The sequence below is a fragment of the Arthrobacter sp. yr096 genome (assembly GCF_900108925.1).
Lineage (GTDB): Bacteria > Actinomycetota > Actinomycetes > Actinomycetales > Micrococcaceae > Arthrobacter.
The window spans coordinates 479,530-504,689 of record NZ_FNYI01000004.1; the positions used below are offsets into that span (position 1 = coordinate 479,530).

Annotated in this window: 18 protein-coding genes and 1 rRNA gene; 14 read left to right on the forward strand and 5 right to left on the reverse strand. The window is 63.6% G+C overall.

Going from position 1 to position 25,160, the window contains the following annotated elements; translation table 11 throughout:
• The first annotated feature begins 31 nt into the window (after positions 1 to 31).
• Positions 32 to 679, forward strand: coding sequence for a 4'-phosphopantetheinyl transferase family protein (locus tag BMY91_RS13195; RefSeq protein ID WP_090822544.1), 648 nt, complete (start codon positions 32 to 34; stop codon positions 677 to 679).
• Here BMY91_RS13195 and BMY91_RS13200 read toward each other — a convergent pair.
• The 4 genes from BMY91_RS13200 to BMY91_RS13215 all read right to left on the reverse strand — a co-directional run bounded on the left by BMY91_RS13200 (position 676) and on the right by BMY91_RS13215 (position 8,245).
• Positions 676 to 2,019 (reverse strand): M1 family metallopeptidase, encoded by a 1,344-nt coding sequence (locus BMY91_RS13200; RefSeq protein WP_090822545.1) that lies wholly within the window; start codon positions 2,017 to 2,019, stop codon positions 676 to 678. The two genes, BMY91_RS13195 and BMY91_RS13200, sit on opposite strands and share 4 nt — an antisense overlap.
• Positions 2,020 to 2,030: 11 nt before the next feature.
• Positions 2,031 to 5,924, reverse strand: coding sequence for a Pls/PosA family non-ribosomal peptide synthetase (locus tag BMY91_RS13205; protein WP_090822665.1), 3,894 nt, complete (start codon positions 5,922 to 5,924; stop codon positions 2,031 to 2,033).
• 181 nt (positions 5,925 to 6,105) lie between these two features.
• Positions 6,106 to 7,071 (reverse strand): quinone oxidoreductase family protein, encoded by a 966-nt coding sequence (locus tag BMY91_RS13210; RefSeq protein ID WP_090822547.1) that lies wholly within the window; start codon positions 7,069 to 7,071, stop codon positions 6,106 to 6,108.
• An 85-nt stretch (positions 7,072 to 7,156) separates the two neighbouring features.
• Entirely contained in the window at positions 7,157 to 8,245 is a 1,089-nt protein-coding gene (locus BMY91_RS13215) for a fatty acid desaturase family protein (protein WP_090822549.1), read from the reverse strand.
• 167 nt (positions 8,246 to 8,412) lie between these two features.
• Between BMY91_RS13215 and argC the strand changes: the two genes are divergently transcribed.
• The 9 genes from argC (at position 8,413) to BMY91_RS13260 (ending at position 17,960) form a co-directional block, all read left to right on the forward strand.
• Positions 8,413 to 9,444 (forward strand): N-acetyl-gamma-glutamyl-phosphate reductase, encoded by a 1,032-nt coding sequence (gene argC / locus BMY91_RS13220; protein ID WP_090822551.1) that lies wholly within the window; start codon positions 8,413 to 8,415, stop codon positions 9,442 to 9,444.
• Complete coding sequence (argJ, locus tag BMY91_RS13225) at positions 9,441 to 10,607, forward strand: bifunctional glutamate N-acetyltransferase/amino-acid acetyltransferase ArgJ (protein WP_090822553.1); 1,167 nt, start codon at positions 9,441 to 9,443, stop codon at positions 10,605 to 10,607. Before argC ends, argJ begins: the two co-directional genes overlap by 4 nt.
• 10 nt (positions 10,608 to 10,617) lie before the next feature.
• Complete coding sequence (gene argB, locus BMY91_RS13230; RefSeq protein ID WP_090822555.1) at positions 10,618 to 11,577, forward strand: acetylglutamate kinase; 960 nt, start codon at positions 10,618 to 10,620, stop codon at positions 11,575 to 11,577.
• A gap of 107 nt (positions 11,578 to 11,684) precedes the next feature.
• Complete coding sequence (locus BMY91_RS13235; protein WP_090822667.1) at positions 11,685 to 12,908, forward strand: acetylornithine transaminase; 1,224 nt, start codon at positions 11,685 to 11,687, stop codon at positions 12,906 to 12,908.
• Complete coding sequence (gene argF / locus BMY91_RS13240; protein ID WP_090822557.1) at positions 12,905 to 13,909, forward strand: ornithine carbamoyltransferase; 1,005 nt, start codon at positions 12,905 to 12,907, stop codon at positions 13,907 to 13,909. Before BMY91_RS13235 ends, argF begins: the two co-directional genes overlap by 4 nt.
• Positions 13,909 to 14,445 carry an arginine repressor gene (locus BMY91_RS13245; RefSeq protein WP_090822559.1) on the forward strand — a complete coding sequence of 179 codons (537 nt, stop codon included), beginning with the start codon at positions 13,909 to 13,911 and terminating at the stop codon, positions 14,443 to 14,445. The genes argF and BMY91_RS13245 overlap by 1 nt, the downstream gene beginning before the upstream one ends.
• 71 nt (positions 14,446 to 14,516) lie before the next feature.
• Positions 14,517 to 15,722, forward strand: coding sequence for an argininosuccinate synthase (locus tag BMY91_RS13250; RefSeq protein ID WP_026541618.1), 1,206 nt, complete (start codon positions 14,517 to 14,519; stop codon positions 15,720 to 15,722).
• Entirely contained in the window at positions 15,722 to 17,137 is a 1,416-nt protein-coding gene (gene argH, locus BMY91_RS13255) for an argininosuccinate lyase (RefSeq protein WP_090822561.1), read from the forward strand. The genes BMY91_RS13250 and argH overlap by 1 nt, the downstream gene beginning before the upstream one ends.
• An 85-nt stretch (positions 17,138 to 17,222) precedes the next feature.
• Positions 17,223 to 17,960, forward strand: a complete 738-nt coding sequence (locus BMY91_RS13260) for a maleylpyruvate isomerase family mycothiol-dependent enzyme (protein WP_090822563.1) — start codon at positions 17,223 to 17,225, stop codon at positions 17,958 to 17,960.
• A 259-nt stretch (positions 17,961 to 18,219) separates the two neighbouring features.
• On the opposite strand, the gene BMY91_RS13265 is transcribed toward BMY91_RS13260, so the two are convergent.
• Positions 18,220 to 19,713 carry a DNA-3-methyladenine glycosylase 2 family protein gene (locus BMY91_RS13265; RefSeq protein ID WP_090822565.1) on the reverse strand — a complete coding sequence of 498 codons (1,494 nt, stop codon included), beginning with the start codon at positions 19,711 to 19,713 and terminating at the stop codon, positions 18,220 to 18,222.
• Positions 19,714 to 19,794: 81 nt separating this feature from the next.
• Here BMY91_RS13265 and BMY91_RS13270 point away from each other — a divergent pair, with 81 nt between their 5' ends.
• The 4 genes from BMY91_RS13270 to BMY91_RS13285 form a co-directional block, all read left to right on the forward strand.
• Positions 19,795 to 20,463, forward strand: coding sequence for a DNA-3-methyladenine glycosylase (locus BMY91_RS13270; protein ID WP_090822567.1), 669 nt, complete (start codon positions 19,795 to 19,797; stop codon positions 20,461 to 20,463).
• Positions 20,464 to 20,585: 122 nt separating this feature from the next.
• Entirely contained in the window at positions 20,586 to 22,814 is a 2,229-nt protein-coding gene (locus tag BMY91_RS13275; protein ID WP_090822569.1) for an ATP-binding domain-containing protein, read from the forward strand.
• Positions 22,815 to 22,851: 37 nt separating this feature from the next.
• A complete protein-coding gene (gene tyrS, locus BMY91_RS13280; RefSeq protein WP_090822571.1) occupies positions 22,852 to 24,162 on the forward strand; it encodes a tyrosine--tRNA ligase in 1,311 nt (436 codons plus the stop codon).
• A gap of 911 nt (positions 24,163 to 25,073) precedes the next feature.
• Positions 25,074 to 25,160: ribosomal RNA gene (locus BMY91_RS13285) — 16S ribosomal RNA — on the forward strand; the annotation flags it as partial.

Consider the following 25,160-nt stretch of genomic DNA (forward strand, 5'->3'; position numbering starts at 1 on the left):
GACTCACCAGCAAAGTGCAAGGAAGGCTGAGATGGACAGCCCGGTGCTTGAGCTGCGGAAGCTCAGTGACGTGCCCGGCACAAGCGGTCAGATTCAACAACTCGGCCCGCCCGCCCTCGAGCGTGCCAACAGCTTGGCCAAACCCGAGGATAGGGATGAGTTCGTTGCCGGTCGGATCGCGCTGTGGCACTTCGCCGCTTCGCTACTCGATGTCGATCCCACTCGCCTCGTGCCGGACTATCGCTGCCCGCAATGCGGCCCCGGCCAGGACCACGGCCGCCCAGGGTTCATGCTCGACGCCGGCCCCGCACCTTTGGCGCTCAGCGCGTCCCGGGCGTCGGGCTGGGTGCTGCTGGCCGGCGTCGTACATCCAGCGGATGGTTTCCGGCTGGGAGTGGACCTCGAAGCAATAAGCGGGGTTGGCTTTGATGGCTTTGACGGCGTCGCCTTGACCGCAGCCGAGAAGGAATTCCTGGTGTCCATCCGGGAGCAGGATCATGCCAGGCAGCGCGCCCGGCTCTGGGCGCGCAAAGAAGCCTGGCTGAAAATGACCGGTGAAGGCCTCAGGCAAAGCCCAGCCGAGGTGGACGTACTGGACCGTCCGGGATTGCAGGACGTGAACGCTGTCAACAATCGTGATCTACCGGAAGGCTTCGTCGCGGCGCTGGCCCTTGGTTAACGCGCTGAAGGCAGCGGCGGCAGCGAAGCTTCGTACAGCCACGGGCGGAGGATCCCGGCGCAATCAAAGTCCGGAATGAACGCGTCCGCAGCCCCAATAAACGTGTCGGTAGACACCGAACCGTGCCGGTTGGTGGCCGTCCAATGCTGCAGGAAACCGAAGAACGCCTCATCCCCGGCAGCCATCCGCACAGCGTGAACGGCCAGCGCGCCGCGTTTGTAGACGCGGTCGTCAAACATCAGCTCAGGGCCGGGATCGCCCACCAGCAGGTCCTGCGGCCCGGCGTCGAGCCTTTTCCACGCAGCCGTTGCCCGTGCGGCAACAGTCATGGTCCTGGATTCTTCGGACCACAACCACTCGGCATAACAGGCAAAGCCTTCGTGCAGCCAGATGTCCTTCCAGGTGCTGACCGTTAGCGAGTTCCCGAACCACTGGTGGGAAAGCTCGTGGGCGATCAGGCGCTGCGAATCCCAAGCATCGCGCATGTGGTTTCGGCCGAAAATGGAGACTGTCTGGGCTTCCAACGGAATCTCCAGCTCGTCCTCTGTGACCACCGAGGTGTACTCGGCGAAAGGGTACGGGCCGAAACAATCCTGGAAGGTGCGCATCATGTCGGGCTGGCGCCGCAGGCCTTGAAGAGCATCCACGGCCATCTCGGGAGTGACTGCGACGAACTGGGGGACCCGATGATGAGTATCGTCCACGTGCAGCGGAACCCTGGCATACCGGCCGATCTGCACCGTGGCGAGGTACGTCGCCATGGGCTCAACATGTTCATAGACCCACGTTTCCCGGCTGGACTTGCGGGAGTGGGCCACCAACTTGCCGTTGCACACAGGCCGGTAATTATCGTCCGTGGTCACGGAGATGAGGAAGCTGGATTTGTAGCGGGGATGATCGTTACAGGGGAACCAGGACGCCGCGCCGTTTGGTTGTCCTGCCACCAGGACGCCGTCGTTCAGTTCCTCCCAGCCCACATCGCCCCATAGGCCGCGGCGCGGCTGGGGGTTGCCGTCATAGCGGATCTCCAGCGAGAACTGCTGGCCGGGCTTGAGTGCCGAAGTCGGGGTCAGCACGAGGTGCTCTGCCCTATGACTGAACTTCTGGACCTTCTTGCCGTCCAGCTGAACTTTCGAGGCCCGCAGCCCTACAAGGTCAAGGACAATCTGGGCCGAGGATTCCAAAGCTGTGCAGTGCAGGACCGCCTTGCCGATCAGCTTGTTGCTGCCCAGCCTGACGTCGAGGTCCAACTCGTACCTGTCCACGCGGTAGGCGCTGCTGCCGTGGTTCAAGGCGTAGGGGTCGGCTTCGGTGAGGGGAGTATTGATTGGAGCGGCCATATCCGTCCAATCTACTTGAGGCGCGGCGCTTGTGAGGACGGACCCACCCATGGGCTCACAGGGTTGCCCATCCAGTACGTCCCGGCCGGGACGGTTTCGCCACGCATCACCAACGACGCCGGCCCAACAGTTCCGCCGTCGCCGATGCTCGCCGCGGGGAGGATGACCCCGTGCGGGCCCATGGTGGCGCCGTTGCCAAGTGTCACGGTGTCAAGGCTCATGACACGGTCGTGGAAGAGGTGTGTCTGGACTACGCAGCCACGGTTGACTGTGGAGTTTTCGCCCAGGGTCACGAGGTCGGCTTCGGGGAGCCAATAGCTTTCGCACCACGTTCCGCGTCCGATCTTCGCTCCGAGTCCGCGCAGCCACCACACCAAGGCGGGAGTTCCTGCAGCCGAGCGCGCAAACCACGGCGCGCTCACCATCTCTATGAAGGTGTCCACAACCTCGTTGCGCCAAATGAACGAGCTCCACAACGGGTGTTCACCGGAGCGGATGGTCCCCACAAGCACCCATTTGGCCACGATGGAACTCAGGGCGGCCACAGCCCCAGCTGCCAGCATGACCACGCCTCCCAGGATGGCGGCTATCCAGTAACCCCATCCGCGGGCGATCCAGTCCAGCACCAGCATCACGCCCACGGCGACGGTTACTGTGAGGATGACCGGTATCAGGCGGCACAGTTCCCACAACGCCCGTGCCACCTTCAGTTTGAGGGCCGGGCGGAAAGTTCGGGTTTGGTCAGCATCGACGGCGGTGCGGCGCAACCTGACGGGAGGACTGCCCAGCCACGAAGTGCCCGATTTCGCCTTGAGGGGCGTCGCCGAGAGCACCGCGACAAGGGAATTCTTGGGCACGTTCCGTCCTGCAGCCGTCATCCCCGAGTTGCCAAGGAAGGAGCGCTTTCCGATCTTGGCCGGAGCGATCTTCATCCATCCGCCGCCCAACTCGTAGGAGGCCACCATGGTGTCGTCGGCCAGGAAAGCGCCATCGCCGATGGTGGTCATCTTGGGAACCAGCAGCACCGTTGAGGCTTCCACGTTCTTCCCCACCTTGGCTCCGAGGAGCCGAAGCCAGAGGGGCGTGAACAAGCTCGCGTAGACGGGGAAGAGGAGATCCCGAGCCATATCCAAGAGGCGTTCCGTGGCCCAAACCTGCCAACCGATGCGGCTGCGCACCCGGTAGTAGCCTTCTTTGAGGCCCAAACCGAGAAGCCTCGCAACAATCAGAATCAACACGAGGTTGCCGAAGAACCACACCAAAGCGGCAAGTGGCAGTGCCACGGCGATCTGCGGAACCGCCGTTTGCAACGACTCGTGCCCCTGGATGAAAGCCAGGACCACCAGCGCGCCGGCGAATGCCGAGACGTACGGTATCAGTGCCAGCAAAGCCGAAGCGCTGGCGAAGGCGGAAAACCAGAGCCGATCAACCACGGGCCGCCGGCTGACTGTTTCCGGCCACTCGTGCTTGGCCTTGCCACGGCGTTCGGCGGGGGATCCTGCAACGAGGTGTCCGGCCTTCACCTTGCCCAGCACGGCCGATCCAGCATCGACGTGGGCGCCGGCCCCAATGGTCGCTCCGGGCATCAGGGTGCTTCGTGCTCCCACAACGGCACCCGCTCCCACATGGATTTGTCCGATGTGGACGGAATCTCCGTCCACCCACCAGCCGGAAAGGTCCACTTCGGGTTCGATGTTGGCTCCGCTGCCCAGAGACAGCAGGCCGGTGACCGGCGGCAAAGAGTGCAGGTGGACGTCCTTGCCGATCTTGGCACCAAGAGCGCGTGCGTAGTAGGGGACGAAGGGTGCACTGGCCAGGCCTATGGCACCGGAAAGATCTTGAATTTGCTCGGCCAGCCACAAACGGAGGTGGGTCTTACCGGAACGCGGGTAGGTGCCGGGTTGGATCCTGCCAAGCAGCACTTTGGCCGCAACCACTGAGATCGCCATCCGGCCCAAGGGGCTGACAAAGATCAGCCATGATGCCGCAATCCACCACCACGACACAACGGGTGCGGCGGCAAAGCCAGCCACATCAGACAGCAGCCTGTTCGCAGCCATGAGGTAGGTCAGCCAGCGCATGCCCACGAGTATGTGGAGCGGGGCGCCCATGAGGACCTGGAAAATTTGCGACTTCAAGGCCGTAGGGCGGACGGTTCGCTCAGCAGCGGGACCCGGCAAGCCGCCGTCGGGGAGTGATTGCCGGGCGGCGTCGATCAGGGCGCCGACGCGCGGCGTGGCATAGATATCAGCCACTGTGATAGTGGGATAGCGGACACGAAGGGCGGAAACGAGTTGGGCCGCAGCCAAAGATCCGCCGCCGTAGGCGAAGAAGTCGGCGTCAAGCGAACTGACGGGGCTGCCCAGTACCGCCTCCCACTGCTCCACCACCCAGCGGGCGTCATCGGGCAGATTCAGGGGTGCGTTGCCGGCCTCAGTGGCGCCGGCTCCCGCCAGCGGCCACGGGAGCGCATGACGGTCCACCTTGCCGCTGGTCTTGGTGGGGAGGGAATCCACCACGGTGAGCAAGGGGATCAAAGCAGCCGGGAGGCTCTCGCCCAGCAGGCGGCGTGCTTCGTCCATGGGTAATTCATAGCCGTCAACGGGGGCCAGGTACCCAACAAGGATCTGGTTGCCGGCCGCCGTCGTCTGCACTGCTGCAGCCGCGCCAGCTATGCCGGGCAAGGACTGAAGCGCCGCATCGACTTCGCCCAGTTCGATCCGGCGTCCACCGAGTTTGACCTGTTCATCGGCCCTGCCCATGAAGATCAGGCCCTCTGCTTCGTATCGCACCAAGTCGCCCGAACGGTACGCACGTTCCCATCCCAGCGTGGCCATAGGGGCATACTTCTCGGCGTCCTTGGCAGGATCGAGGTAGCGGGCCAGCCCAACCCCGCCGATGATCAGTTCGCCGATTTCGCCTTCTGCCACCGGGAGGCCCTGAGGATCGACGACGGCCAGGTCCCAACCGTCCAGCGGCAGGCCGATCCTTACGGGGCCGGGTCCGCCCAGGGGAGCGGCACAGGCAACGACGGTAGCCTCCGTGGGCCCGTAGGTGTTCCATACTTCACGGCCGTCCACCGCCAAGCGTTCAGCGAGTTCGGGCGGGCATGCTTCGCCGCCAAAGATCAGGAGACGGACGTTTTCCAACGCTTCGGCAGGCCACAGCGCAGCAAGGGTGGGCACCGTGGAGACAACCGTGATCCCGTGATTGATGAGCCAAGGGCCGAGGTCCATGCCGGTTCGAACAAGGGCTCGTGGCGCGGGCACCAGGCACGCTCCGTGACGCCAAGCCAGCCACATCTCCTCGCAGGAAGCGTCGAAGGCCACTGAAAGGCCAGCCAGGACCCGGTCATGGGGTCCGATGGGCTCAGCTTGGAGGAAGATCCTCGCTTCGGCGTCAACGAACGCGGCCGAGGACCGGTGTTGGACGGCAACGCCCTTGGGAGTTCCGGTGGATCCCGAGGTGAAAATGACCCAGGAATCGTCGTCCAAGGCGGGGGTGGAGGGTGTGGACACGGGTTCCCGTGGATCACCGGAAAGCTGGATGTCCAGGCCCGCAGCAATGATGGCACCAACCCTGGCTTCGCCGAACACCAGGCGCGCCCTCTCATCGGGGTCGTCCGCATCCACGGGAACGTAGGCGGCGCCGGCCATCAGGATTCCCAGGATGGCGATATATAGCTCGTTGGTGCCGGACGGGATGCGGACGCCGATTTTGTCTCCCCGGCCAAGTCCTGCAGCGTTCAACGCGCCTGCGAACTGTCGGACGGCTTTGAGTAGTTCGGTGTAGCTCAAGGACTTGTGGCCGTCATCCAACGCCGAAGCCTCAGGGGATTGTGCGGCGGTCTCTTCCAGGATGTCCACGAGGGTCCGCTCGGCGGGTGCTGCGGCGCCGCCCGGCATCTGGGGGCGGTAGGTGGTCAAGGCAGGTGTCTGCCCGGCCCCCGCGGGATGTTCTGTGCTCACGGGCTCAGCTTTGCGCAGAAAGGTGAACAAAAGGTGTCGGACGTTTCCTGTCCGTAACATTTTGTTGCGCTTCTGTTCGCCTGTGAGTCGCCGGAAGTTGGGGAGCCGGGCATGGTGCTTACGGCACCAGCAGGACTTTGCCTGTGGTGAGGCGCCCTTCCAAGTCCCGGTGGGCCTGGGCAGCCTCTGCCAAGGGGTAGGTCGCTCCGACCCGAACAGCGAGAGTGCCGTTGGCGGCGGCGTCGAATATTTCTGCTGAGCGCCAGCGGCGTTCGTGCGTGTTCTGTACGAAGTGGGCCATGGTGGGCCTGGTCAGCGTCAGGGATCCTGCCGCATTCAAACGCTGCGGGTCGAAAGGCGGTACAGGCCCGGACGCAGCGCCGAAGAGCACCATGGCTCCGCGGATGCGCAGGCTCTTCAGGGAATCGTCGAACGTGTCCTTGCCGACGCCGTCGTACACCACGTTGACGCCTTCGCCGTCGGTGAGTTCACGGACCTTGTCGGCGAAGCCTTCGTAGCGAAGAACTTCATCGGCGCCGGCCAGAGTGGACAAATCGGCTTTTTCGTCCGAGGACACGGTAGTGATCACGCGGGCTCCGCGGGCCTTCAGCAGTTGCGTCAACAGCAGACCAACGCCACCGGCACCTGCGTGCAGCAGAACGGTGTGGCCCGGCTCTACCCGGAACGACGAGTTCATCAGGTAGTGGGCGGTGATGCCCTGCAGCGGCAAGGCCGCGGCCGTGTGATCGTCGACGCCGGCAGGAACCGGGAGTGCCTTGCTTGCGTCCACGACGGCGTACTCGGCGTAGGTCCGGGATGCCTCGGCAGTCGCAATGCGATCGCCGACGGCAATGTCCTCCACGCCTTCGCCCACTGCCTCGACAGTGCCGGCGGCCTCCGCGCCGGGGGTGAACGGGTAGTCCACCTTGTAAGTCCCGCTGCGTTGATAGGTCTCAATGAAGTTGACCCCGGCAGCTGCGACCTTGATCAGCAGCTGGCCGGGGCCAGGTGTCGGTGGTTCCACGGATGCATACTCAAGGACGTCAGGTCCTCCGGGCTGCCGTGCAACGATAGCGTGCGTCATGGTGGCTCCTCACTCCGGGGCGGTGGTTCCGGTGCCCGGTTTCAGAATCCATCCTAGGGAGGTTGGGGCCTCCCGTGCTGAACGCTTAGCGGCGCCCGTGCGTCGAAGCTACAGGGCAGTCGAAGCCGCGGCCTGCTGCCAGGCCCACTTCGTTGAGGTACCTGACCACAATCCCGTAGGACTGCATCAGGGTTGTTTCCGTGTAGGTAATGGAGTGCTTGGTGCAGAACTCGCGCACGATTTTGGTGGCCTTGTACAAGTGGGGCCGAGCCATGTCCGGGAACAGGTGGTGCTCAACCTGCCGGTTCAATCCGCCAAGAAGGAAGTCCATGAAGATGCCGCCGGAGATATTGCGTGAGGTGAGGATCTGGCGGTTGAGGAAGTCCACGCGGCTGTCCTTGGGAAGGACCGGCATGCCCTTGTGATTGGGCGCGAACGAGGCACCCATGTAGAAGCCGTACACCATGATCTGCACGCCGAGGAAGGCAAACGCCATGCCGATGGGGAGGAAGGTGAAGGCGAGTACCGGAAGGGCCGCGAGCCTTGTCACCAGGATGGGTGTCTCTACCCAGCGGTGGCGTACTTTCTGCTTGCCGAAGACGAATCGAAGGGAATCGAACTGCAGGCTGAGGCCAAGCAGGGTCAGCAGCGGGAAGAAGAACCAGCCCTGTTTCTTGGTGAGGAACGCCAAACGGCCCTTCCGCTCTGCTGCGGCGTCTTCGTAGAACACCAAGGCGTTGTTGCGGATGTCCGGGTCCTTGGAGATGACGTTGGGGTGGTTGTGGTGGGCTCCGTGTTTCTGTTCCCACCAGGAATAGCTGATGCCGGCGACGCCTGTGGCCAGGAGACGGGCTGACCAATCGTTGGCGCGGCGTGAGGCGAAAATCTGTTTGTGCCCGGCCTCGTGGGCCAGGAAGCTCAGTTGTGTGCAGAGGATGCCTACGGCTGCGGCGATGAGCAGCTGGTACCAGGATTCGCCAATGAGGGCGAAGCCGAGCCAGGTGCCGGCCATCAGGAGCAGCAGGGCCACGAAGACCCAGATGTAGAAGCCGCTGCGGCGTTCAAGGAGTCCGGCAGCTTTTACGCTCTTGAGGAGCTCTGAATAGCTTTGGACCACAGGATTGGGTTGAATTGCGCGAGCCTTGGGGCGCTCAGCGGTGGACGTGGGTGACATGAATGTGCCCCGTATCGCTAACGGGCAACGCTGCAGCCGACGTTCGGACTGCACGGTCTGGATCACCCTCCACTAAGCATACGTGCAATGTCCTAAATAATGAGACACATCACAAACGCATGTATAAATATCGGCACCTATGAATAGTTTTGCTGTACACTCGAGTCATGACTATTTCTGTTGCCGTCTCCGGCGCCAGCGGCTATGCCGGGGGAGAAGTGCTTCGCCTGCTTGCGGGCCATCCGAACGTCACCATCGGTGCGATCACTGCGCACAGCAACGCCGGTTCAAGACTAGGGGAGTTGCAGCCGCATCTCCATGGTTTGGCCAGCCGGATCCTTGAAGACACCACGGTGGAAAACCTGTCCGGTCACGACGTCGTGTTCCTGGCCCTGCCGCACGGCGCTTCCGCGGAGGTTGCTGCACAGTTGCCGGAAGGCACGGTAGTTATCGACGCCGGCGCGGATCACCGACTGCAGGACGCCGCGGCGTGGGAAAAGTTCTACGGCTCAGCCCATGCGGGAACGTGGCCCTATGGACTGCCTGAGCTGCCGGGCCAGCGCGAGGCGCTCAAAGGCGCCACCCGCATCGCCGTTCCCGGCTGCTACCCGACGTCGGCGCTGCTCGCCCTGACGCCCGGGTTCGCCAACAATCTCCTCCTGACGGACGACGTCGTTATTGTCTCTGCCTCGGGTACTTCCGGTGCCGGCAAGGCGGCCAAGGTCAACCTCATCGGTGCCGAAGTCATGGGTTCCATGAGCCCTTATGGTGTGGGTGGTGGACACCGGCACACTCCTGAGATTGAACAGGGACTGTCCAACGCCGCCGGCGAAGCCGTGACTGTTTCCTTTACTCCGACGTTGGTCCCGATGAGCCGCGGCATCCTCACCACCGCGACAGCCAAGGTTGGCCACGGGGTCACCGAAGCCGAACTTCGCCAAGCGTGGGCAGACGCCTACGATGACGAGCCGTTCGTGCACCTGCTTCCCGAAGGCCAGTGGCCCGCCACCAAATCGGTGCAGGGATCCAACCACGCCGTGATGCAACTTGCTTTCGACCAGCACACGGGCCGAGTGATCGTGACATGCGCCATCGACAACCTCACCAAGGGGACCGCCGGCGGCGCCGTGCAGTCCATGAACATTGCCCTCGGCCTGGATGAAACCGCCGGCCTGAACCTGCAGGGAGTTGCACCGTGACCATTACCGCACCCAAAGGATTCCGCGCAGCGGGCATCACAGCCGGCATCAAGGCATCCGGCAACCCGGACTTTGCCCTGGTGGTCAATGACGGGCCATCCAAGGCAGCCGCTGCTGTGTTCACGTCCAACCGTGTGGCAGCCGCACCCGTCCACTGGTCGCGCCAGGTAGTCAGCGATGGCCGCGTGGACGCCGTGGTCCTGAACTCGGGCGGCGCCAACGCGTGTACCGGCCCCCAAGGTTTCCAGAACACCCATGCCACGGCCGAGAAAGTGGCGGAAGTGCTGGGAGTCTCAGCTTCCGACGTCGTGGTGTGCTCCACCGGCCTGATCGGCGAGCAGCTGCCCATGGACAAGATTCTTCCCGGCGTGGATGCCGCGTTCGCGGAGCTGTCCGCGGACGGTGGTTCTGCAGCTGCCACGGCCATCATGACCACGGACAGCGTGTCCAAGGAAGCCGTCTTCACGGGCACTGATGCTGAAGGCAAGCAGTTCACCGTGGGTGGCATCGCCAAAGGCGCCGGCATGCTGGCACCGGGCTTGGCAACCATGCTGGTGGTCCTCACCACAGACGCCCAGGTGCCCGCTGACGAGCTCGACGTCGTCCTCCGCGACGCCACGCGCGTCACTTTTGACCGAGCAGACTCGGACGGCTGCATGTCCACCAACGACACCGTTGTGCTGTTGTCGTCGGGGGCGTCCGAGGCCTTGCCGTCCACCGGGCAATTGGGCGAAGCCGTGACGCAGGTCTGCGCCGAATTGGCCCGCAAGTTGATCGGTGACGCCGAGGGCGCCAGCCATGACATCGCGATCAGGACCTTCAACGCTGCCAGCGAACGCGACGCCGAGATCGTCAGCCGCTCCGTTGCCCGCTCCAACCTTTTCAAGGCAGCCATCTTCGGCAAGGATCCCAACTGGGGCCGCGTGCTTTCTGCCGTGGGAACCACTGACGCCGTTTTTGAAGCCGATCAGCTTAACGTCTCGATGAACGGCGTGCAGATCTGCCGAAACGGCGCAATCGGCGACGACCGCAATCTGGTGGACCTGGAGCCGCGCGAAGTGTTGGTCGAAATTGACCTGCAGGCAGGCGACGCCGAGGCGACCATCTGGACGAACGACCTCACGCACGACTACGTGCATGAGAACAGCGCCTACTCGAGCTGAGCGGATGACTATGACTGCGCACACCCGGGAAACGACATCCACGAACCACGTCTCGGCCAAAACAGCCCAGGACAAAGCCGGAACCTTGATCGAGGCCTTGCCCTGGATCCAGCGCTTTGCCGGCACCACCATGGTGATCAAATACGGTGGCAACGCGATGGTTAATGACGACCTTCGACGTGCTTTCGCTGAGGACATCGTGTTCCTCCATCACGTGGGCATCCACCCCGTGGTGGTACACGGCGGCGGCCCCCAGATCAACTCCATGCTGGGCCGCCTCGGCATCGAATCCGAGTTCAAGGGCGGCCTCCGCGTCACCACCCCCGAGGCCATGGACGTCGTCCGCATGGTCCTCACGGGCCAGGTAGGACGGGAACTCGTCGGCCTCATCAACTCCCATGGCCCCTACGCTGTTGGCATGTCCGGTGAGGATGGCGGGCTGTTGCGCGCCATCCGGACCGGCACGTTTGTTGACGGCGAAGAAGTGGATCTTGGCCTGGTGGGCGAAGTGGTGGGTGTGGATCCTGCCGGGATCAAGGACATCCTCGACGCCGGTCGCATCCCCGTGATCTCGACTGTCGCGCCTGAAATTCTCGACGACGGCAACGGCTCCGGTCCCACGACCGGCCAGGTGCTTAACGTCAACGCCGATACCGCAGCTGCCGCTGTAGCGTCTGCCTTGGGCGCCACCAAGCTCGTCATCCTGACCGACGTAGAGGGGCTCTACGCCAATTGGCCGGACAAGTCATCGCTGATCTCCTCGCTGACGGCCTCCGAACTCCGTGAAATGCTGCCTCGCCTCGAATCCGGGATGATCCCCAAGATGGCAGCCTGCCTGAAAGCAATCGACGAAGGCGTGGAGCGCGCACACATCGTGGACGGCCGGCTCCCGCACTCCATGCTGCTGGAAACCTTCACCACGGCAGGCATCGGCACGCAAGTAGTACCAGACGAGGAAGTGAACGCATGAGCGAAGTTGTTGGCATCGATCCGACCGGCGATGGAACCCCCGCCCGCTTCGCGGTGCCCGACCACACCCGGGGTCCCATCGCCGGATCGGATGCCAAACCTTCCGTCATGACTGGGGTGAGCAATGGCGCTGACTGGCTTGCCCGCTATTCGTCCTCGCTCATGGGCGTTTTCGGAACCCCGCAGCGGGTCTTGGTCCGTGGAGCCGGCTGCCTGGTGTGGGACGCCGATGGCAAGGAATACCTGGACCTCCTGGGCGGCATTGCCGTCAACGCTTTGGGCCACGCCCACCCATTCGTCACCTCGGTGATTTCCAGCCAGCTCGCCACTCTGGGCCATGTCTCCAACTTCTTCACCAGCCCCACGCAGATCGCACTGGCTGAGAAGCTGCTGGCCATCAGCAAGGCACCTGCCGGTTCCAAGGTGTTCTTCGCCAACTCCGGCACTGAGGCCAACGAGGCTGCATTCAAACTGGCCCGCAGGAACAACCCGGACGGCAAGCGCACCAAGATCATCGCCCTCGAAGGCGCCTTCCACGGCCGCACCATGGGGGCCTTGGCGCTCACGGCCAAAAAGGCTTACCGTGCTCCGTTCGAACCACTGCCCGGTGGTGTGGTCCACATCCCGTTCGGTGACATCGAGGCCCTGCGTGCCGCCGTCGACGATTCCACCGCAGCTGTCTTCCTGGAACCCATCCAGGGCGAAGCGGGCGTCCGGCCGTTGAGCACCGGGTACCTGCAAGCTGCCCGCGAGGCCACCACCGCGGCTGGTGCGTTGTTGATCCTCGATGAGGTCCAGACCGGCATCGGCCGCACCGGCAAATGGCTGGCGAGCGAAGACGCGGGAATCGTGCCCGACGCCGTCACTCTGGCCAAAGGCCTCGGCGGCGGCTTCCCGGTAGGTGCCTTGATCACCTTCGGACGTACGACGTCGGCCCTGCTCACCGCCGGGCAGCACGGCACCACTTTCGGTGGAAACCCGGTGGCCACGGCTGCCGCCCTGGCGACGCTGCACGCGATCGAAAGCCAAGGTGTGTTGCAGAACGTGCTGACTGTCGGAACGCATCTTCGGGACGGACTGGCCGGCGTCGAGGGTGTCACCGAAGTACGCGGTGAAGGCCTGCTGATCGGCTTCGACCTTGAGGCGGACATCGCAGCCGCCATGGTGACGGCGGCCTTGGATGCCGGCTTCATCGTCAACAGCCCCGGGCCCCGGACTATCCGCTTGGCTCCTCCGCTGATTCTGACCATCGAGCAGGCGGACCGTTTCCTGGCCGCCCTGCCCACGCTGATCGCCACGGCTACGGCCCACACCGCTAAGGACGCACAGTGAGCACTTCCACCACCCGTCACTTCCTCAAGGACACGGACCTGAGCCCGGCTGAGCAGGCCGAAGTTCTGGATCTCGCCATCCGGATGAAAGCCGCGCCGTACAGCGTGCAGCCTTTCGCCGCCGAAGGGAACGGCCGCAAAACCGTCGCCGTGATCTTCGACAAGACCTCCACTCGAACGCGCGTATCGTTCGCTACTGGCATTGCGGACATGGGCGGCAACGCGCTCATCATCAATCCGGGTGAGGCGCAGATCGGCCACAAGGAGTCCGTAGAGGACACAGCGAAAGTCCTTGAGCGCATGGTGTCCACCATCGTGTGGCGGACGGGTGCCCACTCGGGCCTGGTAGCCATGGCGGAGAACTCCAAGGTCCCCGTGATCAACGCATTGTGCGATGACTACCACCCGTGCCAGCTCCTTGCTGACCTCCTTGCCGTCAAGGAGCACAAGGGTGAGCTTGCAGGATTGTCCATGGCGTACCTGGGGGATGCGGCCAACAACATGGCCAACTCGTACCTGCTTGCCGGTGTTACTGCCGGAATGCACGTCCGGATCTCCGGCCCCGAAGGATATCTCCCGGCCGCGGAAATCGTTGCTGCCGCGGAAGAACGGGCCGCTGAGACCGGCGGTTCTGTGCTGATCACCAGCGACGCCGCAGAGGCGCTTAAAGGCGCTGACGTCGTGGCCACGGACACCTGGGTCTCCATGGGACAGGAAGCCGAGAAGGAGGCCCGGATGCAGCTGTTCCGGGAATACTCGGTGGATGAGGCCGCCATGGCGCAAGCCGCGCCGGACGCCGTCGTGCTTCACTGCCTGCCCGCTTACCGCGGCTACGAGATTTCCGCCGGTGTCATTGACGGCCCCCAGTCGATTGTCTGGGACGAGGCGGAAAACCGTCTCCACGCCCAGAAGGCGCTGATGGCGTGGTTGATGCACCGCTCGGGGCTGGCCTTCGTGGACGGACTTTCGCCCGTTGAAGGTACAGGGGAGAGCACGTTCTAGTGTCCACCAATCCGTCCGTGCCGGGTGCCAGCCCGGCCACCAAGACCGCCCGCCAGGCCCGTATCACCGCGATCCTGACGGGCGAGTCCGTGCGTTCCCAAGCAGAGCTTGCAGCCCTGCTGGCGGACGACGGCGTTCAGGTCACCCAAGCCACGCTGTCCCGTGACCTTGTGGAGCTTGGCGCGGTGAGGGTTCGTGGCAAGGAAGGCGCACTGGTCTATGCCGTGCCGGGTGAAGGCGGGGACCGCAATGCAAAAAGCGGTGTCACCCAGGAAATTCTGGACGCACGCCTGTCACGTTTGTGCGGGGAACTTCTGGTGACAGCGGAGGCCTCGGGCAACATCGTGGTGCTGCGCACTCCGCCGGGAGCCGCCAACTTCCTGGCCCTTGCCGTTGACCACTCGGTGATGCCGTCCGTATTGGGTACGATCGCAGGCGACGACACTTTGCTGTTGGTCGCCCGCGATCCTGACGGCGGGGCTGAACTGGCAGCCAGATTCCTGCGCATGGCCGAGGAAGCCGGACCCGGCAACTAACTGCATTTCAGCAGCATCGATTTACACAGCATTGATTCACATGAACCAAGTAACAACAAAGGAGCACTCTCGTGACTGAGCGCATTGTTTTGGCCTACTCCGGTGGCCTTGATACGTCCGTAGCCATCGGCTGGATCGGTGAAGCCACCGGCGCCGAGGTCATCGCTGTGGCCGTCGATGTTGGACAGGGTGGCGAGTCCCTGGAGACCATCCGCCAGCGCGCCCTCGGCTGCGGCGCCGTCGAAGCCTACGTGGCCGACGCCCGCGATGAGTTCGCCAACGAGTACGCCATGCCCACCCTGAAGGCCAACGCCCTCTACCAAGGCCACTACCCGTTGGTTTCGGCCATCTCGCGCCCGGTCATCGTGAAGCACCTCGTGAAGGCTGCCCGCGAATTCGGCGCCACCACGGTTGCCCACGGCTGCACCGGCAAGGGTAACGACCAGGTCCGCTTCGAAGTTGGCATCCAGACCCTCGGCCCGGACCTGAAGTGCATCGCACCGGTCCGCGACCTCGCCCTGACCCGCGACAAGGCCATCGCCTTCGCCGAGGAAAAGGGACTGCCGATCGAGACCACCAAGAAGAACCCGTACTCGATCGACCAGAACGTGTGGGGACGCGCTGTCGAAACCGGTTACCTCGAGGACATCTGGAACGCTCCCACCAAGGACATCTACGACTACACCGCCACCCCGGAATTCCCGCCGGCACCGGATGAGGTCACCATCTCCTTCCAGGCCGGTGTTCCGGTAGCCATCGACGGCGTGAAGGTCACCCCGCTTCAGGCCATCCAGGAGCTGAACCGCCGTGCAGGCGCTCAGGGCGTTGGCCGCATCGACGTCGTCGAGGACCGCCTTGTGGGCATCAAGTCCCGCGAAATCTACGAGGCCCCGGGTGCCATGGCGCTGATCACCGCGCACAAGCACCTCGAGGACATCACCATCGAGCGCGAGCAGGCCCGCTTCAAGGCCACGGTTGGCCAGCGCTGGTCCGAGCTGGTTTACGACGGACAATGGTTCTCCCCGCTGAAGCGCTCCCTGGATGCCTTCATCGAAGACACCCAGCAGTACGTTTCCGGTGACATCCGCATGGTTCTCCACGGTGGCCAGGCAATCGTCAACGGTCGTCGCTCCGAGACCTCGCTGTACGACTTCGACCTCGCCACCTACGACACCGGCGATACTTTCGACCAGTCCATGGCACGTGGCTTCATCGAGCTGTGGGGCATGTCCTCCAAGGTTGCCTCGGGCCGCGACCTCCGCGTCGCAGGGCAGTAATGACGTCCGCAACAAACGAGGGTGCACTGTGGGGCGGCCGGTTCGCCGGCGGCCCGGCAGATGCGCTGGCTGCTCTGAGCAAGTCCACCCACTTTGACTGGCGGCTTGCCCGCTACGACATCGCCGGTTCCAAGGCCCACGCCCGCGTGTTGGCCAAGGCCGGTCTGTTGGACGACGTCGAGCTCGAAGGCATGCTCGCCGCCCTCACCCAGCTGGATGAGGACGTCGCCAGCGGCGCCTACCTCCCGGCTGAGAGCGACGAGGACGTGCACGGGTCACTGGAACGCGGGCTGATTGAGCGTGCCGGTACCCAGCTGGGCGGCAAGCTCCGGGCCGGACGTTCCCGCAATGACCAGGTGGCCACGCTGGGCCGCATGTTCCTGCGCGACCACGCCCGGATCGTCGCCAGCGGTGTCCTAGCCACCATTGATGCCCTCGTTGAGCAGGCCAAGGCCCACCACGGCGTCGCCATGCCCGGCCGGACACACTTGCAACATGCACAGCCGGTCCTGCTGAGCCACCACCTTCTGGCGCATGCCTGGGCTTTGCTTCGCGACGTTCAGCGTCTCCAGGACTGGGACAAGCGTGCTGGTGTTTCACCCTATGGTTCGGGTGCGTTGGCTGGTTCGTCCCTCGGCCTGGACCCTGAGGCTGTTGCCGCTGATCTGGGCTTCTTCTCTGCCGTCCACAACTCGATCGACGGCACCGCGTCCCGCGATGTCTTCGCTGAGTTCGCCTGGGTCTGTTCCATGATTGGCGTGGATCTGTCCCGGATTTCAGAGGAAGTCATCTTCTGGGCAACCAAGGAGTTCTCCTTCGTCACGCTGCATGATTCATACTCCACGGGGTCTTCGATCATGCCGCAGAAGAAGAACCCGGACGTCGCCGAGCTGGCCCGCGGCAAGGCAGGACGCCTCATCGGCAATCTGACCGGTTTGCTGGCCACGCTCAAGGGCTTGCCACTCGCGTACAACCGCGATCTGCAGGAGGATAAGGAACCGGTCTTCGATGCTGCCGACACCTTGGAGCTGCTGCTCCCGGCTGTGTCCGGAATGATCGCCACGCTCACGTTCAACACCGAGCGCATGGAGTCCCTGGCCCCTCAAGGTTTCGCCTTGGCCACGGACATCGCGGAATGGCTTGTCCGTCAGGGCGTTCCCTTCCGTGAGGCGCACGAGCTTTCCGGTGCTGCCGTTAAGCAGGCCGAAAGCCGTGGCGTGGAACTGTGGGACCTGACGGACGAGGAATACGCGGCAATCTCTGAGCACCTGACTCCCGAGGTACGCAGCGTACTGAGCACCGAAGGTTCGCTCAACAGCCGCAATTCGCAGGGCGGAACGGCACCAGCCGCCGTCGAACGCCAGCTGGCGGCCCTGGAAGCGGAACTGGACGCAGTACGTTCCTACGCCAGGTAGAACGACAGCCGGGGCGGTACATCGCAGCAATGCCTTCGGGCAGAGCATCGCGAGGTGCCGCCCCGCTGTGCGTTAACATGGCGCTATGACTCAGATCACCCCTGGGGCGCTGCCCGCAGAGCTTCACAAAGCCGCTGACACCGTCACACGCCTGCTCTCCAAGCTGGAGGAATCATCCGTCGCCGAACCGTCGGAACTTCCAGGCTGGACCCGTGGCCACGTCCTTGCCCACCTTGCCGGTATTTCCAACGCCATGGCCCGGCAACTGGAGTACGCACGCCGCGGCGAAACCGTGGAACTCTACGACGGCGGCATGGACGGCCGAACGAAGGCGATCGAACTTGCCGCCGGGCACAGCCTCGCGCAGCATACGGAGTCGGTCAAAACTGCGGTCGGGTCCGCCATCGCCGCCTTTGACGCCTTGGGTCCGGACGATTGGCAAGCCCACATCGCCTACAGGGACGGAATAGTCTTCGACGGCGGGCTGGCACTGTGGCGCGAACTCACCATCCACGCATCGGACCTGCGATTGGGCTTCGGACCGGAGACGTGGAGCCGGCCGTTCTGCGAGCACCTCATCAGTTTCCTGGCCGCGCGTGTGCCGGAGACCTACAAGCTGGTCCTGCAGCCCACAGGCCTTCCACAACTGAGCATTGGCAGCGGCGGCACGTCTATTGCGATTACGGGCATGCTCACGGACATTGCTGCGTGGCTCGCGGGCCGTGAGCCGAGTCTCGGGAGCCTTCGCGCAACCGCAGCCGCCGACGGCGTCGAACTGCCCGAGCTTCTTCCGTGGCCGGCCGCCCAGCCGGCCGCCCGCTAACACCCCGGACCCTCTCTCACCTATTTGCCTGTTGGTGCCGACCCTCTCTCACCGAATTGCCTGTTGGGGTGGACCCTCTCTCACCTGTTTGCCTGTTGGGGTGGACCCTCTCTCACCTTTTTGCCTGTTGGTGCCGGCCCTCTCTCACCTAATTGCTTGTTGGTGCGAACGCTCTCCCACTCGCCGGTGTCGCACGACGGCACGACGTCGGCACCCGGCGGCGGTGGGCACGCCAACTCGTTGCGGGAGGGTTGGCCCGCTACGGGTTCTTGGGTTTTGCCGCTGCCCGCCACAGGTGCATCGTGGCGTAAGAGCGCCACGGGCTGACTTCCCGGAAGTCGGCACTGAGTCCTGCCCTGGCGGGCAGAGTCTTCACGCCGTTCCGCACAGCGGCATCGTTGGCCAGGAAGACATCGGGGGAGCCAAGCACCCGCATGGCGACGTACCCTACCGTCCAGGGACCCACTCCGGGCAAGGGGAGCAGCTTGCGTTCAAGGCTGGGAAGGTCGTCGCCATAGCCGAACTCCAGTTCCCCCGTAGCCATTGCCTCAGCTGCGGACACGATCGAGTCGATGCGGCGCTGGGGCCCTCGGAGCAGGGCCCGGCCATTCTGGGCGAGTTCCGCTGGTGTCGGAAACATCCGGTTCAGCCCAAGGGCAGTCGCGTCGGCGGGGGCGCCGGCCGCTGACAATTGGGTCAGGGCGGTCCGTGCCGCGGCCACGGTGATTTGCTGACCGATCATGGCCCGGATGAGCAGTTCCTGGGGGTCGACGGCTCCCGGCACTCGAATGCCAGCAATCACGGTGACGCTGTCCTTGAGGCGGGGGTCCGCTGCCAGTGCGGTGTCGATCGCCTGCGGGTCCGCGTCGAGGTCGAACAATCTCCGCGCCCGGCTCAACAACGCAGGGAGATCGTGCAGGTCCACGGCCGTGGCTGTGAGTTGCAGTGGCCTGCCGGGGGCCGTGGGATTGAACGCAACGGAGAAGGAAGCGTTGCCGCGCGGGAGTCGCAGGGTTCGTGCATAGGTTCTGGTTCCGTCCGCAGAGGTGCTGGCCACTTCGATGCCGGGTACGGCACGAACGCCCAGGAAGTCGAAGATGCCGGGGTCGAACGGTTCTCTATAAGGCAAGTTCAGTGTCAGTGTGGCGGGCGCTTCCATCGACACCGCCCCCTCCCGGCCCCGGCGCTGGCTGGACTTTGCCCCTGTGGCCCGCAACGCCGTCGGGGTCATCGCGAACACCTCCCCGATGGTCTCGTTGAACTGCCGAACGCTGTTGAACCCGGACGCGAACGCGACGTCGGCAAGCAACATGGTGGTGGAGACAAGCAGCGTCCTGGCGGTCTGCGCCCTGCTTGCCCGCGCGAGGGACAGAGGACCGGCGCCCAGTTCATGGCTGAGAATGCGGTTGAGCTGACGTGCGGAGTAGCCCAGACGATGCGCCAGCCCATCAACTCCTTCTCGGGTGATGACGCCGTCGTTGATCAGCCGCATGGCGCGGCCGGCGATGTCCGAGCGGATGTTCCAGGCAGGCGTTCCCGGAACGGCCTCGGGCAAACACCGTTTGCAGGCGCGATAGCCGGCATCGTGCGCAGCGGCAGAAGTTTCGTAAAAGGTGACGTTCTCAGCCTTGGGCGTCCGCGCCGGGCACGACGGCCGGCAGTAGATGCCGGTGGAGCTCACGGCCGTGAAGAATTGACCGTCGAACCGTGTGTCGCGAGCGTCGATCGCCCTGTAGCGCTGCCAGAAGTCCATGGCTTCATCCTGCCAGCCGTCCGAGGGCGTTGCTAGCGGAAATCGGACATGGCCGTTACCGTGTTTTGCTAGGGTCTGGGGATGAGTTCGTCCACGGAGAGCAGCGTAACTGAGCCGAAAGACGTACGTCGTTTCCTCAACGGCGACGCCCGCCTCATCGCCCCGCTTTTCCTTGGCGCTGTGCTGACCCATCACTCGGAGGCGGGGCCGGTCTCGGTCAGGCTCACGGAGGTGGAGGCCTACATGGGACCCCGGGATTCCGAACATCCCGATCCTGGTTCGCATACTTTTGGCGGCCCCACGGCCCGCAACGCGCCCATGTTCGGCCCGCCGGGATTCCTGTACGTCTACTTCACGTACGGAATGCATTACTGCGCCAATATTGTTTGCGGGCCCCAGGGCACCCCCTCCGCGCTCCTCCTGCGCGCCGGCCAGATCGTGGAAGGCGAAGGGCTCGCCGGAATCCGCAGGCCAGCATCCAAATCGGCGAAGGATTTAGCCAGCGGACCAGCCAGGCTTGCCGCCACGCTGGGACTCACGACGGCGGACACTGGCCGTGACGCGCTCGCCGCACCCTTTAGCCTGTGGCTGCCTGCGACTCCGGCTGCCGCAGTGGCCAGCGGACCGCGGGTGGGGGTAGCAGGCCCGGGCGGCAGTACTGACTATCCATGGAGATTCTGGATCGAGGACGACCCCACGGTGTCCCGGTACAAGGCGGCGCGGCCAAGAAACCCGCCGGCTACTGGCTGACTTTCCACGTCGGAAGGAAGAACTTCGTGTGACGCAGTCCGGCTGATGACTTGTACCCCACGCGTTTACCAAAATCGCTGTAGAATGGTAGGTCTGTCTTTTGCGATAGGGGTTACGGTTCGATGCACGATGCTGATTTGGTCCACGAGCAGGAATATGTGGCTGGGCTGTACGCCCGGCTCGATGAGCTGCGCGCAGAAAAGCGCGCCCAGCTGGCGCATGTGCGTAAGGCCGGCGCGGTGGGAACCATGCAGAACGTTTCCGAACGTGACGCTTTCGCGGCACTGTACGAAGACCGCCTGGCCCAGCTCGACGCCGTCGACGACCGCTTGGTCTTCGGGCGCCTCGATCTTGATTCGGGGGAGGCCCAGTACATCGGCCGTATCGGTCTGTCCACCGCCGACCTTCAGCGGCTGATGGTCGACTGGCGCGCGCCCGAGGCCGGCCACTTCTATCAGGCCACCGCGTTCGACCGCCAAGGCGTGCGCCGCCGTCGTCACCTGATCCTGCAGGGACGTGACGTCAAAGCGATCGAGGACGACGTCCTCGATGCCGGGATGCTCGCGGACAATGACTCCCTGCAAGGCGAAGGCGCACTGCTGGCTGCGTTGAACTCCAAGCGCACCGGCCGCATGTCGGACATCGTGGGCACCATCCAGTCCGAGCAGGACCGGATCATTCGTTCCTCCATCTCGGGTGCCCTGGTAGTTCAGGGTGGTCCAGGCACGGGCAAGACCGCCGTTGCCCTGCACCGTGCGGCCTATTTGTTGTATACCCACCGCGAGCGGCTCAAGAGCGCCGGTGTTCTGCTCGTCGGGCCGTCGTCGTCCTTCATGCATTACATCGAACGAGTACTGCCCTCGCTCGGTGAGACCGGTGTAGTCATGGCCAGCCTCGGCCGCCTCATGCCCGGGATTCACGCCATTCCCGAGGAAGACGCCGATGTTGCCGCACTCAAGGGCAAGTTGGACATGGCAACCGTGGTGGCAAACGCTGTAGCCAACCGGCAACGGACGCCTGCAGAAGACCGCATCCTCGAAGTTGATTCGCGGAAGCTGACACTGACGGTTCGCCAGGTTCGTCGTGCCAGGGAAAAAGCACGTGCCACCGGCAAGCCGCACAATGAAGCGCGGCTCACGTTCGTCAAGATCCTTTTGCGTGAGCTCACGGAGCAATTGACGGACCTTGTTGAAGAATCAAACATCGGCAACAACGCCGATCGCGCCTACCTCGCCGAGGACGTCCGGTCTGCCCGGGATGTCCGCATTGCGCTGAACCTGTGCTGGATGCCGATGACGCCTGAGAAACTCATTTCCGAGCTTTTCAGCAAGCCGGCCATCCTTGAGGCATGCACGCCGCACCTGACACCTGCCCAGCGTTCGCTGCTGCAGCGGCCCGTCGACGCACCCTGGACGGAGGCTGACGTTCCGCTGCTGGATGAGGCCGCCGAGCTGCTGGGCGAGCTCGATCCAGCCGCCGGCAGGGGATTGGCGCAGCAGGAAGCTGATCGTGCCCGCGACCTCGCCAACGCCAAGCAAACCCTGGCCAACATGGAAGCCATGGGCGTCGACGTCCTGGTGACGGCTGAAGAGCTCGCTGAACAGAACCAGGAACGGGAGGGGCGGCTCACCGCTGCCGAGCGCGCCACGAGCGACCGTTCGTGGGCTTTCGGCCACATCGTGGTTGATGAAGCCCAAGAACTGTCCCCCATGCAGTGGCGGCTGTTGGTGCGGCGTTGCCCGTTGAAGTCCTTCACTATCGTCGGGGACATCGCGCAAACGAGTGCAGCAGCAGGTGCCAATTCGTGGCAAAGCGCGCTGGCGCCGTCGTTCGGTGACCGCTGGACGCTGGAAGAACTCACCGTCAACTACCGCACTCCGTCGCAGATCGCGGAAGCCGCTGTCCGCATGGCCAACCGCGCAGGCCTCGTCGTCTCCGCACCCAAGGCCGTGCGCGAAGGCAAATGGTCGCCCATTGTGGACCACGTCGAGGCGGATGGCATTATCAAGCGCTTGGTTGAGGTCCTGCCGGAGGAGGTGGCAGCGATCGACGGCGGCCTGCTGGCTGTCATCGCCGACGGTCCTCTGCTGCCGCTTGCCACGGCTGCGCTGCGGGAGGTCTATGGACGACGTATTGGTTCGGGCGCCGGCAGCTACGAGCAGGACATCGTTGTGATCAGCCCCAAGGAAGCCAAGGGGCTGGAATTCGACGGCGTTGTGGTCTTGGAACCGGCAGCGATGCTGAACCACGAACACGGCAAGGTGGGCGACCTCTACGTTGCGATGACCAGGGCCACGCAGCGTCTGCGTCTCATTGCTGCGGCTCCGGTACCGGCCGGCATCGAGCGCTAGGAAAAACGGGACCTGCAATCCTGCTAACTTAGATCTCGTGTCACACGTAAACAACCTCGAGTCCCAGCACAACGATCCCGCCTTTGCCAACGTCTGGCAGGAGCTCAAATGGCGCGGCCTTGTCCACGTTTCCACTGATGAAACGGAACTGGAAAAGCTGCTCGCCGGGGACCCGATCACGTATTACTGTGGCTTCGATCCCACCGCTCCGTCACTGCACCTGGGCAACCTCGTGCAGTTGCTGGTCATGCGGCGCCTGCAGTTGGCCGGTCACAAGCCCCTCGGTTTGGTGGGTGGATCCACGGGCCTGATCGGCGACCCGCGCCCGACGGCGGAACGCACCTTGAACACCAAGGACACCGTTGCGGAGTGGGTTGGCTACCTGCAAGGCCAGGTGCGGCGCTTCCTCAGCTTCGAGGGCGACAACTCTGCACGTATGGTCAACAACCTGGACTGGACAGCGCCCCTTAGCGCCATCGACTTCCTGCGTGAAATCGGCAAGCACTTCCGTGTGGGCACCATGCTCCGCAAGGATGCCGTGGCTTCACGCCTGAGCTCGGATGAAGGCATCAGCTACACCGAGTTCAGCTACCAGATCCTGCAGGGCATGGACTACCTCCAGCTCTTCCGCGACTACGGTTGCGCCTTGCAGACCGGCGGATCAGATCAGTGGGGCAACCTCACCAGCGGAACCGAACTTATCCGCAAGGTGGAAGGCAAGAGCGTCCACGCCATGGGTACGCCGCTCATCACCAACTCTGACGGCACCAAGTTCGGCAAGAGCGAGGGCAACGCCATCTGGCTGGACCCGGAGATGTGCAGCCCGTACACCTTCTACCAGTTCTGGCTCAACACCGCTGATGCCGACGTCGTGAATCGACTCAAGGTGTTCACCTTCCTTTCGCGTGCAGAGATTGAGGCACTTGGGGAAGCTGTGGCGGAACGTCCGTTTGCCCGCGAAGGCCAGAAGAAACTTGCGTTCGAAGTCACCTCCCTGGTGCACGGCGTAGATGCAACCGAGAAAGTCATCGCCGCCTCGGCTGCGCTTTTCGGTAACGGAGATCTCACCGTCCTGGACGAGCGCACGCTGGAAGCCGCTACTGCGGAACTTCCCTCGGCGACCATCGGCGCGGACGGCCTGGGGATCATTGACCTCCTGGTTGCCTCGGGTCTGTCGGACAGCAAGTCGGCAGCACGCCGGACCGTCGGCGAGGGTGGCGCCTATGTGAACAACACCAAGGTCTCCGATCCCGATGCTGTGGTTTCCCGCGACGAGCTGCTTCACGGCCGCTACTTGCTCCTGCGCCGCGGCAAGAAAAACTTGGCCACCATTGAGGTTTCTGCCTAGGAATCCTCTGGTCATAATCCCGGAAAGGGCCGGCAACCGTCACGGTTGCCGGCCCTTCTGCGCTAACCCTGTCCGTGACTGGTGAGCGGGCGTTCCTGTGAAGTGTCGGGCCGCAGGCGCGTGGCCGTAGTCTCCGCCCTCGCCACATACTCCCGCATTGGCTTCCTTCCCCCGTCCTTCCCTTCCGACGCTCTCTCACCTTTTTGGGGTTTTCGGGGGATCCTCTCTCATGTTTTGGTCTTTTTCGGGCAACGCTCTCTCACTGTGGTGGGGGAGCGTTGTTGGTTTCCGGGGTTGGTGTTCGACGGCGGTTGGTGGGTTTGGTGTGAGGGGGCGGGTTGGGTGGGGGTTTGGGTGGTGTGATGGGGTTCACGGGGTTGGTGATGGGGTTCACGGGGTTGGTGTTGGTGGTTTTGGGGTGGTTTTGGGGGGTTGTTTGCTTTGTTTGGCGTGTGTTTGCGGGGTTTTTGGGTGGTGTTGGGGTGGATTTGGTGTGGGGGTGGGGCGCGTGTAAAGTTATTCGAGTCGCCGCCGCTGATGCGGAAAGTTAGCGACAATCTCCCTTCAAATCGCCGGTTTCGGTAGTGCTTTTGTGTGCTGCGGTTGTGGTGTGGGAGGCCTGGTGCTGGTTTGCTTTGTGCGGCTGGTTCGGGTAAGTTTGAAAAGTTGCTCCGGAGCGATCTTGGACCCTTTGGTGGGTGTGGGTGGTGCCGGGTGTGTCTGTTGTTTGAGAACTCAATAGTGTGCCAAGTTTGTTGATACCGATTGTTTTTTGATTGGTTGAAATTATGGCCGGATTGTCGCGCACCCCCGTGTGTGGTGGTCTGGTTTTCAGCTGGTTTCGAATTTTGTGCAGCCGTGTTCGCCGTTATTTCCGGTGGGTGTGGTTGTGTCTGTTTGATTTGTTTTTTTCAACGGAGAGTTTGATCCTGGCTCAGGATGAACGCTGGCGGCGTGCTTAACACATGCAAGTCGAACGATGATGCCCAGCTTGCTGG

Excerpts from the sequence above, each read along its gene's own strand:
- BMY91_RS13195 (WP_090822544.1), top strand. The coding sequence starts at position 32 with ATGGACAGCCCGGTGCTTGAGCTGCGGAAGCTCAGTGACGTGCCCGGC.
- BMY91_RS13200 (WP_090822545.1), bottom strand. The coding sequence starts at position 2,019 with ATGGCCGCTCCAATCAATACTCCCCTCACCGAAGCCGACCCCTACGCC.
- BMY91_RS13205 (WP_090822665.1), bottom strand. The coding sequence starts at position 5,924 with ATGCCGGGCGGCGCCGCAGCACCCGCCGAGCGGACCCTCGTGGACATC.
- BMY91_RS13210 (WP_090822547.1), bottom strand. The coding sequence starts at position 7,071 with ATGACGCACGCTATCGTTGCACGGCAGCCCGGAGGACCTGACGTCCTT.
- BMY91_RS13215 (WP_090822549.1), bottom strand. The coding sequence starts at position 8,245 with ATGTCACCCACGTCCACCGCTGAGCGCCCCAAGGCTCGCGCAATTCAA.
- argC (WP_090822551.1), top strand. The coding sequence starts at position 8,413 with ATGACTATTTCTGTTGCCGTCTCCGGCGCCAGCGGCTATGCCGGGGGA.
- argB (WP_090822555.1), top strand. The coding sequence starts at position 10,618 with ATGACTGCGCACACCCGGGAAACGACATCCACGAACCACGTCTCGGCC.
- BMY91_RS13235 (WP_090822667.1), top strand. The coding sequence starts at position 11,685 with ATGACTGGGGTGAGCAATGGCGCTGACTGGCTTGCCCGCTATTCGTCC.
- argH (WP_090822561.1), top strand. The coding sequence starts at position 15,722 with ATGACGTCCGCAACAAACGAGGGTGCACTGTGGGGCGGCCGGTTCGCC.
- BMY91_RS13260 (WP_090822563.1), top strand. The coding sequence starts at position 17,223 with ATGACTCAGATCACCCCTGGGGCGCTGCCCGCAGAGCTTCACAAAGCC.
- BMY91_RS13265 (WP_090822565.1), bottom strand. The coding sequence starts at position 19,713 with ATGGACTTCTGGCAGCGCTACAGGGCGATCGACGCTCGCGACACACGG.
- BMY91_RS13270 (WP_090822567.1), top strand. The coding sequence starts at position 19,795 with ATGAGTTCGTCCACGGAGAGCAGCGTAACTGAGCCGAAAGACGTACGT.
- BMY91_RS13275 (WP_090822569.1), top strand. The coding sequence starts at position 20,586 with ATGCACGATGCTGATTTGGTCCACGAGCAGGAATATGTGGCTGGGCTG.